Consider the following 13,437-nt stretch of genomic DNA (forward strand, 5'->3'; position numbering starts at 1 on the left):
CGCGTCAGCTCCTGATGAACTCCAGCAGGTCCGCGTTGAACCGCTCCTTGAACGGGCTGACCGACATCAGCCCGTGCGGCGCCCCGGCGTAGACCTTGAGCGTCGAGTCCTTCACCAGCTTCGCCGACTTGGGGCCCGCCGCGACGATGGGCACGATCTGGTCGTCGTCGCCGTGGATGATCAGGGTCGGCACGTCGAAGCGCTTGAGGTCCTCGGTGAGGTCGGTCTCGGAGAAGGCCTCGACGCAGTCGTACGTGCCCTTGAACCCGACCTGCATCGACCACATCCAGAACGCGTCCCGGACGCCCTGCGAGACCTGGGAGCCCGTGCGGTTCGCCCCGTAGAACGGCGCGCTGAGGTCGGCGTAGAACTGCGACCGGTCGGCCAGCAGCCCGGCGCGGATGTCGTCGAAGGCCCCGATCGGCGTGCCCTCCGGGTTGGCGTCCGTCTTGAGCATCAGCGGCGGGATCGCGCTCAGGAGGACGGCCTTGGCGACCCGGGACGTACCGTGCCTGCCGATGTAGCGGGTGACCTCGCCGCCACCGGTGGAGTGGCCGACGAGGATCACGTCCCGCAGGTCCAGGGCCTCGATCAGCTGCGCGAGGTCGTCCGCGTACGTGTCCATGTCGTTGCCGTCCCACGGCTGTTCCGACCGCCCGTGCCCCCGGCGGTCGTGCGCGACGGCCCGGAAGCCCTCACGGGCGACGAGGTGCATCTGGTCGTCCCAGGCGTCGGCGTTGAGCGGCCAGCCGTGGCTGAACACGACAGGCTGTCCCGACCCCCAGTCCTTGTAGTGGAGGTCGGTTCCGTCGGTCGTGGTGAGGGTGCCCATGGCGTGTGTTCCTTCCGGCAGAGGTCAGCGGATGCTGACACCCGCCGGTCACCCGCTCAAGCCGACCCACCAGTGAGCGGCCAGATGCCGCGTCAGGTGGTTCGTTCGGCTGACACACCCCGGCTGTATAACGCCCGCCCGGACGCGATCCACGTGATCGCGTCCGGGCGGGCGTTATACAGCCGGGGCCCCCGGTGGAGCGCCCGGCGGTCAGGGCTGGAGAGCGAACCGGACGGTCCGGGACTTCTTCCACTCCGCGTGGTCGAGGTCCTTCGCCTCCGTCCCGTCCCCGTACAGGTCCGCCGACCCGTTGTCCGTGATCAGCTGGACCCGCGGGTCCTGCGCCGCCGCGTCGGGCACGTCCACGATGGCCTCCCAGCCGCCCGCGTCGCTGGTGGGCAGGTCCAGGCGCTTGACCGGCGCGTGGCCGGCGACACCGTCCCAGGAGTACAGGGCGTACGGGGCGGAGTTGTCCTCGGCCGCCCAGGACCCGGCGAGGACCAGGAGCTGGCCCGAGGCGTCGCGGCGGATGTCGCGGACGCTCAGGCCACCGAGGTCCAGGGTGACGGGCGTGCCGAAGGTCGCGTGGACCTTGCCGCCCACGGACGTGGCGAGCTTGTCCATGTTGGTGACCGGGACCAGCAGCGCCTTCCCGCCGTTCGCCGGCGGCACGAGGGGCGCCCGGAAGCCGACGTACGCGGTGGTGGTGCTGCCGGGGGCGAACTCCAGGCCCTCCGCGTTGAACCCGTCGATCTGCTTGGGGACCTGCCCGGACGCGGCGCCCGCCGCGAAGCCGTACCGGTTCTGGGCGGCCTTGTCCCAGGCTATCAGGTCGGCGCGCAGCCCCTGGTACGAACCGGCCAGGGCCAGTTGGGTGTCGGCGCCCGAGCCGGTCACGGTGGTGGTGAAGAGCGTGGAGCGCTCGGCCTTCACCTTTCCGTCCTTGTTGTTGCCCAGGGAGCCGTTCCAGTAGATGGTGTTGCCGACGCGGGTGCTCGCCTCGATGTCGATCTCGCCGTCGACCCCGAGCTTGGAGCTGAAGTCCCAGGTCCGCACCGGGGCGCCCGAGACGTCCCGCCGGTACAGGCGCAGGGTGTTGGACTCGTCGTCGGCGACGACCGCGTAGCCCCCGCCGGCGTCGACCGCCGCCGAGGCGTCGCTGGAGCCGGTGAAGTAGCGGGTGTCGGCGGGCGAGCGCACCGCCGCGGACGCCGCGTAGTGGAGCTTCGTGGTGGCCGTCTTGCCGCCCGCCCCGGTCACCTGGATCGTCAGGTCGGTGTAGCCCGTACCCCGCGCCTGCACGGCGATCTCGCGGCTGCCGCCGGTGCCGGTGACGGTGACGTCCCCCGTACCGGCGACCGAGGCGCGGGAGCTGGCCGAGGCGCGGACCGTCAACGCCGCCGCGTCGGTGGCCTGTTGCGCCACCCGTACCGTGACCGTCGGGTCTCCCGTCGCGCCCACCGCGCCCGACACGTACGCGGTGGCCAGGGAGATGGTGGGGGTGGCGGGGGCCGCGGCGGAAGCCGGGAGCGCGGCGGGTACGGAGAAGCCGGCGACGAGCGCCAGCGTGACACCGCGCGCGACCGCCGGGTGGCGGCGGCGGTCGGACGATGCGGTACGGGACAACACCACGGTGACGACCCTTCGTTGACGGCCCGCCCGATCCGCGGGCGGGCACACGACGAACAGGATGCGGCAACTGTTGATCATCCTGGGCGGGGCCGCGGTGTCCGGCGGGTGAACGATGGGCCAACGGGCCGTTGTGGCGGCCCGGTCGGGGGCGGCCACCCCTCCCCGGCGGCTACTCCTCCCGTTCGAACTCCGCCTTGGCGCGCACCTGGTCCTGGTCGATCTGCGCGGCCGTGTACAGGTCCTCGACGAACCGCCGCGCGTCCTCGGAGTCGGTCTCCTTCTCGCCCGTCATGTCCCGCAGGCGGGAGGTCCAGACCTCGATCGGATCACTCATCACGACACCCCTTCCGTGCCACTCCTCGGCGTCGCCCCACAAGGCCGCGTCCGGCGGCGCGTGCGGTCGGTAGGCGGATGGGTGCGAAGAGTGGCGGGACCGCACGCTCGCCCACCGCGGCCCGGAGGTCCGGCATCCACCATCTTAGAACCGTTCACCCTCAGGCCGACATTCTTCGCATATGCACCACATCGCTTATTGTTCTTGTAAGGCCCGCAGTGCCCGTCCGGCTGCGCGCAACGGCCCGGCGGCGCCTTGTGGGCGCCCACCAGGGGCGGAGGTGAGTGGGGCATGGCCGGTCGGACGTCCTTCCTCTCCCGTACGGGCGCCGGCCTGGCGCTGGACTCCGTACTGGAGCGGGCGGTCCACGACGCGGGGGCGTACGCGGGCGGTGTGTGGCTGCTGTCCCCGTCCGACCGGAAGATCCTGCGGCTCGTGGTCACGACCGGGATCCCGCAGACGGTGACCCGGCCGTGGGAGCGGGTCTCGGTGGCCGCTTCCGTTCCCGTCGCCGACGCCACCCGGGAACGCAGGCTGGTGTGGCTCGCCCCCGACGGCGCGCTGGCCCGCCACTACCCGCGGGCCGGGCTGATCCTGCCGTACTCGTTCGCCGTCGTCGCCGCCCCCCTCACCAGCGGCGGCACGACCTGGGGCGCGCTCCTCCTGCTCTGGCCCGGCAGCCATCCCCCCGACCTGAGCGAGGCCGAGCACACCGCCGTCGACGAGGCCTGCGACGACCTGGCGGCCGTGTGCCGCCGCGCCGCGCAGCGCGACGGCTCCACCCTGATCGGACCCCGGCCGCGGATCCTGTCCGCCCGCTCCTCACCGCCCCCGGGACCGGCGCAGGCCCTCGCCGCCGTCGACTTCGCCGGGCGCCTGCCCGACGGCGCCTGCTCCCTGGACCTGGACGGACGCATCGCCTTCATCAGCCCCCGGGCCGCCGAACTGGTCGGGAAGGAGCCCGCCGACCTGGTCGGCGCCCTCCCCGCCGAGAAACTGCCCTGGCTGAGCGACCCGGTGTTCGAGGACCGCTACCGCTCCGCCGTGCTCAGCCAGCAGCCCATGTCGTTCACCGCGCTGCGCCCGCCCGACACCTGGCTGACCATCCACCTCCACCCGGACCCGTCCGGCATCAGCGTCGTGATCGCCCCCGCCCCCTCCGGCGAACCCGAGGGCGCCCCGCAACCGCAGCCCCCACCCGCGGGGAAGCCGCCGCCGGTGCGGCCCGGCACCCTCTATCACCTGATGCACCTGGCCGCCTCGCTCACCGAGGCCGTCGGCGTGGAAGACGTCGTGGAGCTGATCGCCGACCAGATCGTCAGCGCCTTCGACGCCGAGGCCGTGGCCCTCATGACCCTCCAGGAGAGCCGGCTGCGGATCATCGGCTCGCACGGCTTCGCCCCCGAACTCCTGGAGCGGTTCGACGCCAAACGGATCGCCGGCCTCAGCCCCAGTTCGGTCGTCGCCCGCACCGGCACCGCCAGGTTCGTCGCCACCCGCGAGGAACTGGCCGAGGAGTACCCCGAAGTGGCCGCGCGGACGACCAAGGCCGCCTGGGCGTTCCTCCCGCTGATCGCGTCGGGCCGCGCCGTGGGCGTCTGCGTGCTGGCGTACGACAAGCCGCACCCCTTCCCCCACGAGGAGCGCGCCGCCCTCACCTCACTGGCCGGACTCATCGCCCAGGCGCTGGACCGGGGCCGGCTCTACGACGCCAAGCACCACCTCGCCCACGGACTCCAGGAGGGCCTGCTCCCGCAGACACTCCCCGAGGTCGGCGGCCTGGACGTGACGGGGCGCTATCTGCCCGCCACGTACGGCATGGACATCGGGGGCGACTTCTACGACCTCATCCGGCTCGACGACACCACCGTGGCGGCCGTGATCGGGGACGTCGAGGGCCACAACGTCACCGCGGCCGCGCTGATGGGCCAGGTCCGTACCGCCGTCCACGCCTACGCGACCGCCGGCGCGTCCCCGGACGAGGTCCTCACCAGGACCAACCGCCTGCTCACCGACCTCGCCCCCGACCTGTCCACCAGCTGCCTGTACGTCCAGGTGGACCTGGCGGCGCACCGGGCCCGGCTGGTCACGGCGGGCCACCCGCCGCCCCTGCTGTACGCCCCCGACGGCCACGCCGAGACGATCCCCCTGCCGCCCGGGATCCTCCTGGGCATCGACTGCACCGCCACGTACGAGACCGTGGACATCCCCCTGCCGCCCGGCAGCCTGCTGATGATGTACACCGACGGCCTCGTCGAGTGCCCGGGAGTCGACATGGACGCGGCCGTCAGGGAGGTCGGCCGGCGCCTGGCCCACAGCGAGGACCGGTCCCTCGACGCCCTCGCGGACAGCGTCCTGCGCCCGGGGCTGTGCGGCCCGGTCCGCAACGACGACATCGCACTGCTCCTCCTGCGCGCGCCGGCGGACCCCGGACGGCTCCCGGGGCGCGCGTGAACCACGACCCGGACCCCACCTAGCGGGTTTCGTTCGGATCAGCGGTCGGACCAGATGAGGATTCCGGCGAGGTAGAGGGTCGCGGTCCTGTCGTAGTCGGCCAGGACAACATCCGGTCGGGTACGGCGCCGCCCCCGCCGGCGGGGAACGCGCCAGCGGGCCATCGCGGCCCCGGCCGCGTGCTGATGCGCGCGCACGATCGCGGAGTCCACCGAGACCGCCCGGTTCAGGACCACCCGCCGGTCAACAGGCAACGGCCTGAGCCGCGTCAAAAAGGCCGGCTTTCCTGGCGAACCGGAATGACAGCGACAGCTATATGGCGATTGGCCAGCCGCGCGCAATATGTCACGGTAGCCAAGCCGCGTACCGACGAGTAGATTCCTTTCGTCAATTACCTGCCCGAGGATTCGGGGATTCAAGAATATGATGGAGGTCACGGAATTGACTCGTCGACTGCTTAATGTGCTGATGGCGGCCGTGTGCGCCTGCGCCATCGCGACAGGCGTCAGCTCCCCTGCCGGCGCGGCAGCTCCCGAGCCGGAGATCATCCCGATCGATCTGATTCAAGCCGGTTCCTACACCGCGGCAACGCGCGATGCGATAAAAATCTGGAACCAGGCCGTTCCTCAGATCAAGTTCGTCGAGCAGAGCACCCCCGCGGCTCTGCGGGTCCAGGCATACACCAGCACCATAGGGACGAGCTCGCATTCCGCTCTCAGGGGGCTCGGCCGGGGCTCGGTCTTCCTTGAGACCGGCGATGCGAAGATCTACCGGCCTACACGGGTTGTCGTGCACGAACTCGGGCACATTCTCTCTCTGGCCGACCTCGGGCCAGGCAGCCTGTGCTCAAAAATAATGTCCGGCGCTTGGGCAGGCTCGGAGTGCCTCAATGATCACCCCGACAGCGAGGAAACCGCCGCGGTGGCGGCCTTCTTCGCCACGCACAACGTCGGCGATCCCGTACCGGGGTGGGGATCCCTCTCGCGAGGTTAATGCGATACCGGCACTGGGCCGGCCCGCGAGCAAGCGTGCCGGCCCAGCAATCCCCTCGCTCCTTTCGGCGACTTCCGGGACGCGCGTGCGTTCCAGGGTGCGTGTTGGGGATAACGGACCACTTCTCCCCAGTCATAGAGGGCAGGAGGACGTTGCCGCAAGCGCCCCGCCCCCATCTCTTGGATAGCAGAACAATTACCTCCAGCACAGCAGTGGGCCAACCGCCCAGCGAACAGCTCATCGACGCCCGCGTAAACTTCCCATGATCCTGAAGCCGTGCCCAGAAAACGGTCCCAGAGTTCCAGCGCCAACGCGGCGGTATCAAGCGGGTGAAACGCGGCCTCGCGGGGCCCCTGTCCCTACCTTGACCTCCAACTCGGAGCAGCAGGCCAAGGAATTACAAAGCGCCTACTTCCTTGACGCCATCGCCTCCCATCCGGACAGCCCAACGGACCTGAGCGGCACTGTCTCCGAACAGATCATCGCCCGGTCCACCCGGCCGCTCACCGACGGCAGCTGGATACGGTCGCCCGACGGGCGCCGTGTCTCCAGGGCTGCGTTGTTCAGGTGGTTTACCCGGGTTGATGGGGGCTTCAGGAGCTGGGGTAGGTCCGCGGGGTGGTCGCCGGGGGCTCACGCGGAGGCAGGTACGACTTCCGGTGATCATGAGGTGTCGAGTCCCTGATCACCACGACGAAACCGTGCCTGCCCGCTCGTCCTTGCTCATCCCGGGCCCTCTGGGCCAACTCACCGACGCCGCACCGACCTCCCCCGATGACCTCCCCGGCCTGCTGACCTACCTGGCTCAGGTGCCCGATCCCCGCCGGGACCAGGGCCGACGCCACCCGCTCGCCTTCGTCCTGTCCCTGTCCGCGTGCGCGGTCCCGGCCGGAGCGAAGTTGCTGGCCGCGATCGCGGAGTGGGCAGCCGACGCCCCGCCGCACGTCCTGGACCGGCTCGGTGGCCCATGCCGGAAGCCGGACCGCGGCCCCGTCGCCTTGACTGAGGCCACCGTGCGTCGCATCCTTCAGCATACCGACGGCGACGCGCTAGATACGGCCGTCGGAAGTTGGCTCGCCGGGCGCGAATGCGCCGCCGGCCAGGAGGAGAACGACAGCGACCGGCCCCTGCCCTCCCTCGCCGTGGACGGCAAGACCGTGCGCGGTGCCTGCCGCACCGACGGCACCCAGGTCCATCCGCTCGCCGCGATGACAGGGACCGGCCTGGTCACCGCCCAGCGCGAGGTGGCCGGCAAGACGAACGAGATCACCGTCTTCCAGCCCCTGCTCGCCCCACCCGACCTGCACGGCACGGTGGTCACCTTCGACGCCCTCCACTCCCAGACCGCCCACGCGCGCTTCCTCGTTGAGGACAAGCACGCCCACTACATCGTGCTGATCAAGGGCAACCAGCCCACCCCGCACCGGTGGCTGAAGGCCCTGCCACGGCGGGAAGTGCCACTCCTGGACAAAACGCGGGCCACCGCGCACGGCCGCGACGAGATCCGCCGGATCAAGGCCGCCGGCGTCACCCGGATCGCGTTCCCACACGCGGTGCAGGCCGCCCAGATCGTGCGCCGCCGACGGATCGTCACCACCGGCAAGGTCACCCTGGAACGCGTCTACGGGGTGAGCGACCTGACCGCGGAGCAGGCCGACGCAACCGAGATCGCCCGCCGCGTCCGCGACCACCGGGGCATCGAGAACAAGATCCACCACGTCAGGGACACCACGTACGCCGAAGACGCCTCCCGCGTACGCACCGGCACCGCTTCACGTGCCATGGCATCCCCGCGCAACCCGGCCATCGGCGCTCTCCGACTCGCCGAACAACCGAACACCGCCGCTGGACTCCGCCACCACACCGGCGACGCCAACCGTCCACTGACCACCTTCGGCACCATGTGATCAACCAGGACACACCACCCGAACGACGCGGCCCTGACCTGCTCGGGCTGGCATCGCCTTGATCGGCGGGGCACTGAGGAGGGGCCGGCTCGTTGCATCGCGCCACTCTCGGACCTGTAAATCCGGCCCTCCCCGTCTCGTCAGGTCCCTACAGTCCATGCAATGACGAATTTGACGAACGATCAGCAGGGCGCCGACCTCGCCCGTGTCACCGCTGGTGCTCTCCTCAAAGCCGCCGAGGACGCCATCGCCAACGGCGTGCGCGTGCCTGCGGACAAGAAACGGGTGTTCGGCCCGGCCTACAGTTGGTGGCGCCTAATCTGCCGCACCGCCGAGGCAGTCCTACTACTCTCTGAGCACGGCTTCACCGTCGAGGTCGCTCCGATGGTGCGCAACGTCCTCAACCACGCGTACGCCATCAACTGGCTCGTCGACAACAGTGATGCCGCCGTGGACGCACTCGTCGCTCGCGGCGATGACGAGCGCGAGAAGCTGTGCAAGAAGCTTGAAGAGACCGGCTGGCCCGCAGCCGCCGAATACCGCGCGGTGATCGACCAAGCCGCCAAGCAGGCAGCCGTCGTCCGCACCCCGGCTGAACAGGCACTGCACGATAAACTCAAGCACGAACTGAAGAACTTCTACGACATGCTCGACCGCTACGATGTCGCCGACATCTACCCCGTGTACTCGCATCTATCGTCGCTGTCGCATACCACGATCAACACCGCCAGCGCCTACGTGGAACAGGTCGCCGACGGCAGCCTGCAGATTCGGCAGCACGCGCCGGATCTCGGCCACGCTGACGTCATCCAGCTCACACTGGCACTCCTGCAAGCTGCCACCGTGATCAGCCCTCTGATCGACGGCGACCCCCTGCGCCCCAGCACCGACCAGGCGCTCGCCGACCTCGACTTGCAGAACGTGCAACTCCTCCCCGCTCGCATCAAGTAGGGGGCGGCATGGATGCAGCCAATTGGCTCGCCGTCGGATCCGGAGTCGTCGCCCTGGTAGCTGCCGGGATCAGCGTCTGGCAGGCGAGGACCGCCTCAGCGTCTGCCAGACACTCCCAGAGACAGGCTGAGGCCGCCGACGAGCAGGCGCGAATTGCCCGGCAACAGCTCGAGCAGGCTGAACGCGGACACCGCGAGCAGCTGGCGCTGTCTGAGCGGGTCCATCGCGAGCAGAGCGAGCCGTACGTGGTGGTCGACATCACCACCAACACACCCGGCTCTGGCATGCTCGTGCTGATTATCGAGAATGCGGGACCTACTGTCGCCCGGGACGTCCGGGTCCGGTTCACCCCTGACCTCGAATCAAGTGAGGCGAACCTGACCCCGCGCCTTCAACAAGCCCTGTCCCGACCATCTCAGTCCTGCCTCCCGGGCGCCGCTTGGTGTATCCATTCGACACGTACCGTCGGTGGCAGGGAAATCTGCCCATGGAGTTCGACGTGACTGTTGATGCGGCCGGCCCTTCCGGACCGGTCGAGCAGCTCACCTACCGGATCGACGTGGAGATCTTGGCGAAGACTCTGGTTGGTGAACGCCCACACCAGCGCATAGAGGATCGGCTTGGCGCCATCGCTGACAGCCTCGACTCCGTGACTAATACGTACGGTTCGGCCAATGCCCAGGCGCTCCGTGCCGAACAGCAGCGGAGGCTGGAGGAGATGCGGCGTCAAACCGAAGAAGAGGGTTAGTTGTTCAGCCTCGGGTGAGCTACCTCGACGCCCACGCATCTCCGAACCAGGTCACTGGGCGTGGACCGTCTCTCCGGCCCAGCGGGACGCCCTCGTCGTCGGTCTCCACCCGGATGATGTCGTGGTCGGCGATTCCGCGTACGAACCAGGGAATGTTGTCCGGACGCACCGTGCCGTCACCGAGGTCCACCGCCCACAGGCTCTCGACGCTCGCCGGCGGCCAGCCGGCCTCGTCCTCGTTCCTCCGGAAGAAAACCTTCACGTGGTCGTCGCTGATGCTCGTCACCGCACCATCATCCACAGGGGACGATCACCGTTCGGACGAGGCCCATGAAGTCGGCGAGAGCCAGGGACCGATGCCGCCGGCGGGCCCCTGTGTCAGGGGTAGCGGGTGACCTGGCCCGTGGCGAACCCCACGATGACGGCGCCGTTCCTCTCCACCACCAGCGAGAGGAAGGACGTGTCCGGCAGGGGGAGCCTGCGCGGTGTGCCGTCGGGCTTGATCACCGTGACCCGTTCCATCCCCTGGACGGCGAGCCAGCGCCCGTTTCCCGACAGCCGGGGGCTCTGGTCGGACAGCAGCAGCCGGTGCCCGGCGGGGGCATCCGCTCCCGGGCCCACGACCTCCAGGACGTGGTCCACACCCGAACGCGCCCACACCTGTCCGCCGCTGGTCGTCAGTTGGAGCGGATTGCGCGGAGCGTCGAGGCGCGCCAGCGTGCGCAGGCCGTCGGCGGACAGTTCGACCACCTGATGGCCGGCGGCGAGGCCGACGAAGATGTGCCCGCCGTGCGCCGTGATGCCGTACGGGGTCCCGGCCAGCGTGCGCCGCGCCAGGAGCCGGCCTTCCCCGGCCGACAGGGAGTCGACCCGGCCGGCCGCAGGCGACGGCACCACGACGCTGTCGCCGACCAGTGCGAGGGTGCGGGGGCCGCCGCCGGCCGAGCGCTTCCACACGGTGTGTCCGGTACGCAGGTCGACGCGGCCGACCTGCCCCGAAACCGTTGAGACGTAGTACGCCGCCGCGTCCCGTACGACCAGGTCGTCGACGTAGTCGTCGAACGTGACGAGGGCGCCCTCGCCGGGCTCGCCGGGCCTGTCGAAGTTCAGACGCACCAGCGCGCGCCCGCCCACCACGGCGTAGGTCGCGTCCGAGGCCTGGTCCTGGACGACGCTCGTCACCGCGGCGCCGTAGCGCACGGTCTCGGAGTTCTCGAAGGCGTCGCCGAAGACGGTGGTGACGGTCGCTGTCACCAGGCCGCCCGCCAGCCAGATCACCAACCACGGCCTTCGCCACCACAGCCGGTATTCGGGCGCACGGCCGGGCCGGTGGATCTCCACGCGAGGGGCGGTCCGCCCGGGGCGGGTGGCCGGTCGGCCGGCGGGTGCCGGATCACGCGCGGAGGAGACATAGGCGTCGACCGTGTGCCGGAGGTCGGCCCCGTGGGCGCGCTCCGGCCCGGTGACGGCCAGTGCGGCGATCTCGACAGCCGTTTCGTAGGCGACGTCGTTGGGCGCCTGTCCCACGATCACCACCGGGGAGCCGAAGGGCAGAGTCACGGCCAGCACCTCCGTACCGGGGCGGGAGCGGTCCAGGACGGACCAGTCGACGCGCAGGGCGCGGGCGAGCACCGCCAGCCGCAGACGCTGCTCGCGCCGGCCGGTCGGAGGCAGCACGAAGAGCGTGCGCCCCAGCGCACCGGCTTGTCGGATCTCCTCGATCTCCCACAGCAGGGACTCCGACCGGCCGACCGTCACACAGATCAGCCGGGAGCGGGCGATCAGGTCGCGGACTCCGTCCTTCCACTCGTCCATGGAGAAGTTCCGCCGCGCGGCGCCCAGGGGAGGGGGCAGCTTCTCGCCCACCTGACCGAGGGTCTCCACGGGTCCGTGCACGGCGAGGGCGGACGCGGCGACCTCCTCGAAGCGTTCGAAGCGGCGCATGCAGAGCCGCTCGACGACCGAGGCGCGATCCAGTCTCCGGGCACGCAGGACGCGCCGGTCGTCGGCGAAGGAACGCAGCATCAGGGTGGGCGGGCGCGGGTCCTGTTCGGCCTGGCGTCGCAGGGCCCGCATGCCCAGCCGCCGCATCACGGTGAACGGCAGCAGCGCCAGGAGCAGCAGGGCGACGCCCGCGGCCCGTACGACGGTCCCGAGGCCGGTCGCGACGTAGTCGGACGACGCGGGGCTGACTCCCATGGCCTGGAGGTCCGACCCCAGCACCAGCATCAGCAGGCCGACGACGGCCACGGCCGCGGTCGCGGCCAGACCGAGCAGCGCCAGGAGCCGCCCCCACCCCCGGAAGACGGCCGGCCGCCACCGGTCGGGGTGCCGTCCGCGCAGCAGCCACTCGACCATCAGGACGCACGCCACGGCACTCAGCGCGACGGCCACCGTCGCCCACACGCCCAGGGAGAGTCGCTCCGTGAGCCGTAGGGTCCAGGCGTACACGCAGAATCTGACGGCGACCGCCGCCGTGGTGCGCGCCAGGCGCAGGCGCACCAGCCGGTCGACGCGGAAGACCCCGTCCGCACGCGACCGTGAGAAGAGGGACCGCGGCCGGCGCCAACTGGCGGGATCGAGGACCAGGATCAGCACACCGACCGCCAGGGGCAGGCCCAGCGCCACGCTCATGGCCTCCGCGTTGAGCGCCGTGCGCGTGGTGCTCTCGCGCCACTGCCGGGCCGGCAGGTCCGGCAGCGGCGTGATCCGTGGCCGCTGCGCCCGCACCAGCTCGGTGATGAGCTGTTCGGTGGCCGGTACGGCTTTCGCTGGGGCGGGTACGGCTCCCGCCGCCCGGCTGGTGCTCGCGAAGACGGCCACCGCGGTGCGGCCTCGCACGAAGACCGCGCAGCCGGACGCGTAGTCGGGGCCGGGGTCGCCGAAGAATCCCGCCCGGTCGGCCCCCGGGGCGGCGAAGGGTTTCGACGGGGAGCACGACGTGTCCCCCTGCGTCCGCGCGCCGGCGGACCGGCGCATCTCGAAACCCCGTACCGCGACGCTGGTCAGGCCGTCCGCGCTTTCCCAGGTGCGCTGCCACGCGCCCACGACCGTCAGCTCCCGCACATCGGCGCGCAGCCGTCCGGTCCCGGTGAACAAGGCCGTCTCGGGTGGTCCGTTCTGCGTGTTCAGCCAGACCTCACCCTGACGCGCCGGGAGATCCGAGTGCGTGAGGAGCCGGCCCGCGACGGCGGGTGTCGTGTAGGGCGGTACGACGGTTCTCACCGGGGGCGGGGCCCATTCACGGTGCCAGAACACCGCGGCGGCGGCCAGGAGGAGGACGAGCAGGGTGAGGGCCCGCCAGCCTGCCCGGCGCGTCCGGTACCGTTCCATGCCGCCCCCGATCGGACCCGCGCCGTGCGGGCCGTCCACCGTGGGAGCGACTCTGGCAGGTACGGCGCCGACGCGAGACCGGATCGGGTGAACCTACGTCTCGCGTACGCACGCCCCGCGCCGCGGTCGCCGGGCCACGGGTGTCCCGCCGGGGGTGCCCGAGGACGGGGCGCCGACCGTAAGGTGGAAGCGGAGAACCGTACGTCACGATCTGTCAGCGTCCGAACGACCGTCAGGGAGTCCGTTCATGGAC

The 13,437-nt window shown here is 70.7% G+C and carries 12 protein-coding genes; 6 read left to right on the top strand and 6 right to left on the bottom strand.

What is annotated here, in order from left to right; translation table 11 throughout:
* Positions 1-4 precede the first annotated feature (4 nt).
* The 3 genes from HA039_RS31030 to HA039_RS31040 form a co-directional block, all read right to left on the bottom strand.
* Entirely contained in the window at positions 5-832 is an 828-nt protein-coding gene (locus HA039_RS31030; RefSeq protein WP_167034966.1) for an alpha/beta fold hydrolase, read from the bottom strand.
* A 210-nt stretch (positions 833-1,042) separates the two neighbouring features.
* Complete coding sequence (locus HA039_RS31035) at positions 1,043-2,461, bottom strand: hypothetical protein (protein ID WP_425086429.1); 1,419 nt, start codon at positions 2,459-2,461, stop codon at positions 1,043-1,045.
* A gap of 172 nt (positions 2,462-2,633) precedes the next feature.
* Positions 2,634-2,798, bottom strand: coding sequence for a hypothetical protein (locus tag HA039_RS31040; protein ID WP_167034968.1), 165 nt, complete (start codon positions 2,796-2,798; stop codon positions 2,634-2,636).
* Between the two features lie 291 nt (positions 2,799-3,089).
* Here HA039_RS31040 and HA039_RS31045 point away from each other — a divergent pair, with 291 nt between their 5' ends.
* On the top strand, positions 3,090-5,252 hold the full coding sequence (locus HA039_RS31045; RefSeq protein ID WP_167034970.1) for a SpoIIE family protein phosphatase: 2,163 nt from the start codon (positions 3,090-3,092) through the stop codon (positions 5,250-5,252).
* 38 nt (positions 5,253-5,290) lie between these two features.
* Here the strand turns inward: HA039_RS31045 and HA039_RS31050 are convergent, their stop codons facing one another.
* Positions 5,291-5,506, bottom strand: a complete 216-nt coding sequence (locus tag HA039_RS31050; protein WP_167034973.1) for a hypothetical protein — start codon at positions 5,504-5,506, stop codon at positions 5,291-5,293.
* Between the two features lie 169 nt (positions 5,507-5,675).
* Here HA039_RS31050 and HA039_RS31055 point away from each other — a divergent pair, with 169 nt between their 5' ends.
* The 5 genes from HA039_RS31055 (at position 5,676) to HA039_RS31075 (ending at position 9,851) form a co-directional block, all read left to right on the top strand.
* Positions 5,676-6,245 carry a snapalysin family zinc-dependent metalloprotease gene (locus HA039_RS31055; protein WP_243869858.1) on the top strand — a complete coding sequence of 190 codons (570 nt, stop codon included), beginning with the start codon at positions 5,676-5,678 and terminating at the stop codon, positions 6,243-6,245.
* A gap of 701 nt (positions 6,246-6,946) precedes the next feature.
* Positions 6,947-8,152, top strand: coding sequence for an ISAs1 family transposase (locus HA039_RS31060; protein WP_167034975.1), 1,206 nt, complete (start codon positions 6,947-6,949; stop codon positions 8,150-8,152).
* A gap of 162 nt (positions 8,153-8,314) precedes the next feature.
* Positions 8,315-9,103, top strand: a complete 789-nt coding sequence (locus tag HA039_RS31065; RefSeq protein WP_167034977.1) for a DUF5677 domain-containing protein — start codon at positions 8,315-8,317, stop codon at positions 9,101-9,103.
* Positions 9,104-9,111: 8 nt separating this feature from the next.
* Positions 9,112-9,606, top strand: a complete 495-nt coding sequence (locus HA039_RS31070) for a hypothetical protein (protein ID WP_167034979.1) — start codon at positions 9,112-9,114, stop codon at positions 9,604-9,606.
* Positions 9,591-9,851 (top strand): hypothetical protein, encoded by a 261-nt coding sequence (locus HA039_RS31075; protein ID WP_167034981.1) that lies wholly within the window; start codon positions 9,591-9,593, stop codon positions 9,849-9,851. The genes HA039_RS31070 and HA039_RS31075 overlap by 16 nt, the downstream gene beginning before the upstream one ends.
* Before the next feature lie 19 nt (positions 9,852-9,870).
* On the opposite strand, the gene HA039_RS31080 is transcribed toward HA039_RS31075, so the two are convergent.
* On the bottom strand, positions 9,871-10,137 hold the full coding sequence (locus HA039_RS31080; protein WP_243869860.1) for a DUF4265 domain-containing protein: 267 nt from the start codon (positions 10,135-10,137) through the stop codon (positions 9,871-9,873).
* 92 nt (positions 10,138-10,229) lie between these two features.
* A complete protein-coding gene (locus HA039_RS31085; protein WP_167034983.1) occupies positions 10,230-13,184 on the bottom strand; it encodes an outer membrane protein assembly factor BamB family protein in 2,955 nt (984 codons plus the stop codon).
* Positions 13,185-13,437 lie beyond the last annotated feature (253 nt).

It is taken from the genome of Streptomyces liangshanensis (assembly GCF_011694815.1).
Classification (GTDB): domain Bacteria; phylum Actinomycetota; class Actinomycetes; order Streptomycetales; family Streptomycetaceae; genus Streptomyces; species Streptomyces liangshanensis.

Excerpts from the sequence above, each read along its gene's own strand:
- HA039_RS31040 (WP_167034968.1), bottom strand. The coding sequence starts at position 2,798 with ATGAGTGATCCGATCGAGGTCTGGACCTCCCGCCTGCGGGACATGACG.
- HA039_RS31065 (WP_167034977.1), top strand. The coding sequence starts at position 8,315 with ATGACGAATTTGACGAACGATCAGCAGGGCGCCGACCTCGCCCGTGTC.
- HA039_RS31075 (WP_167034981.1), top strand. The coding sequence starts at position 9,591 with ATGGAGTTCGACGTGACTGTTGATGCGGCCGGCCCTTCCGGACCGGTC.
- HA039_RS31045 (WP_167034970.1), top strand. The coding sequence starts at position 3,090 with ATGGCCGGTCGGACGTCCTTCCTCTCCCGTACGGGCGCCGGCCTGGCG.
- HA039_RS31070 (WP_167034979.1), top strand. The coding sequence starts at position 9,112 with ATGGATGCAGCCAATTGGCTCGCCGTCGGATCCGGAGTCGTCGCCCTG.
- HA039_RS31030 (WP_167034966.1), bottom strand. The coding sequence starts at position 832 with ATGGGCACCCTCACCACGACCGACGGAACCGACCTCCACTACAAGGAC.
- HA039_RS31055 (WP_243869858.1), top strand. The coding sequence starts at position 5,676 with ATGATGGAGGTCACGGAATTGACTCGTCGACTGCTTAATGTGCTGATG.
- HA039_RS31085 (WP_167034983.1), bottom strand. The coding sequence starts at position 13,184 with ATGGAACGGTACCGGACGCGCCGGGCAGGCTGGCGGGCCCTCACCCTG.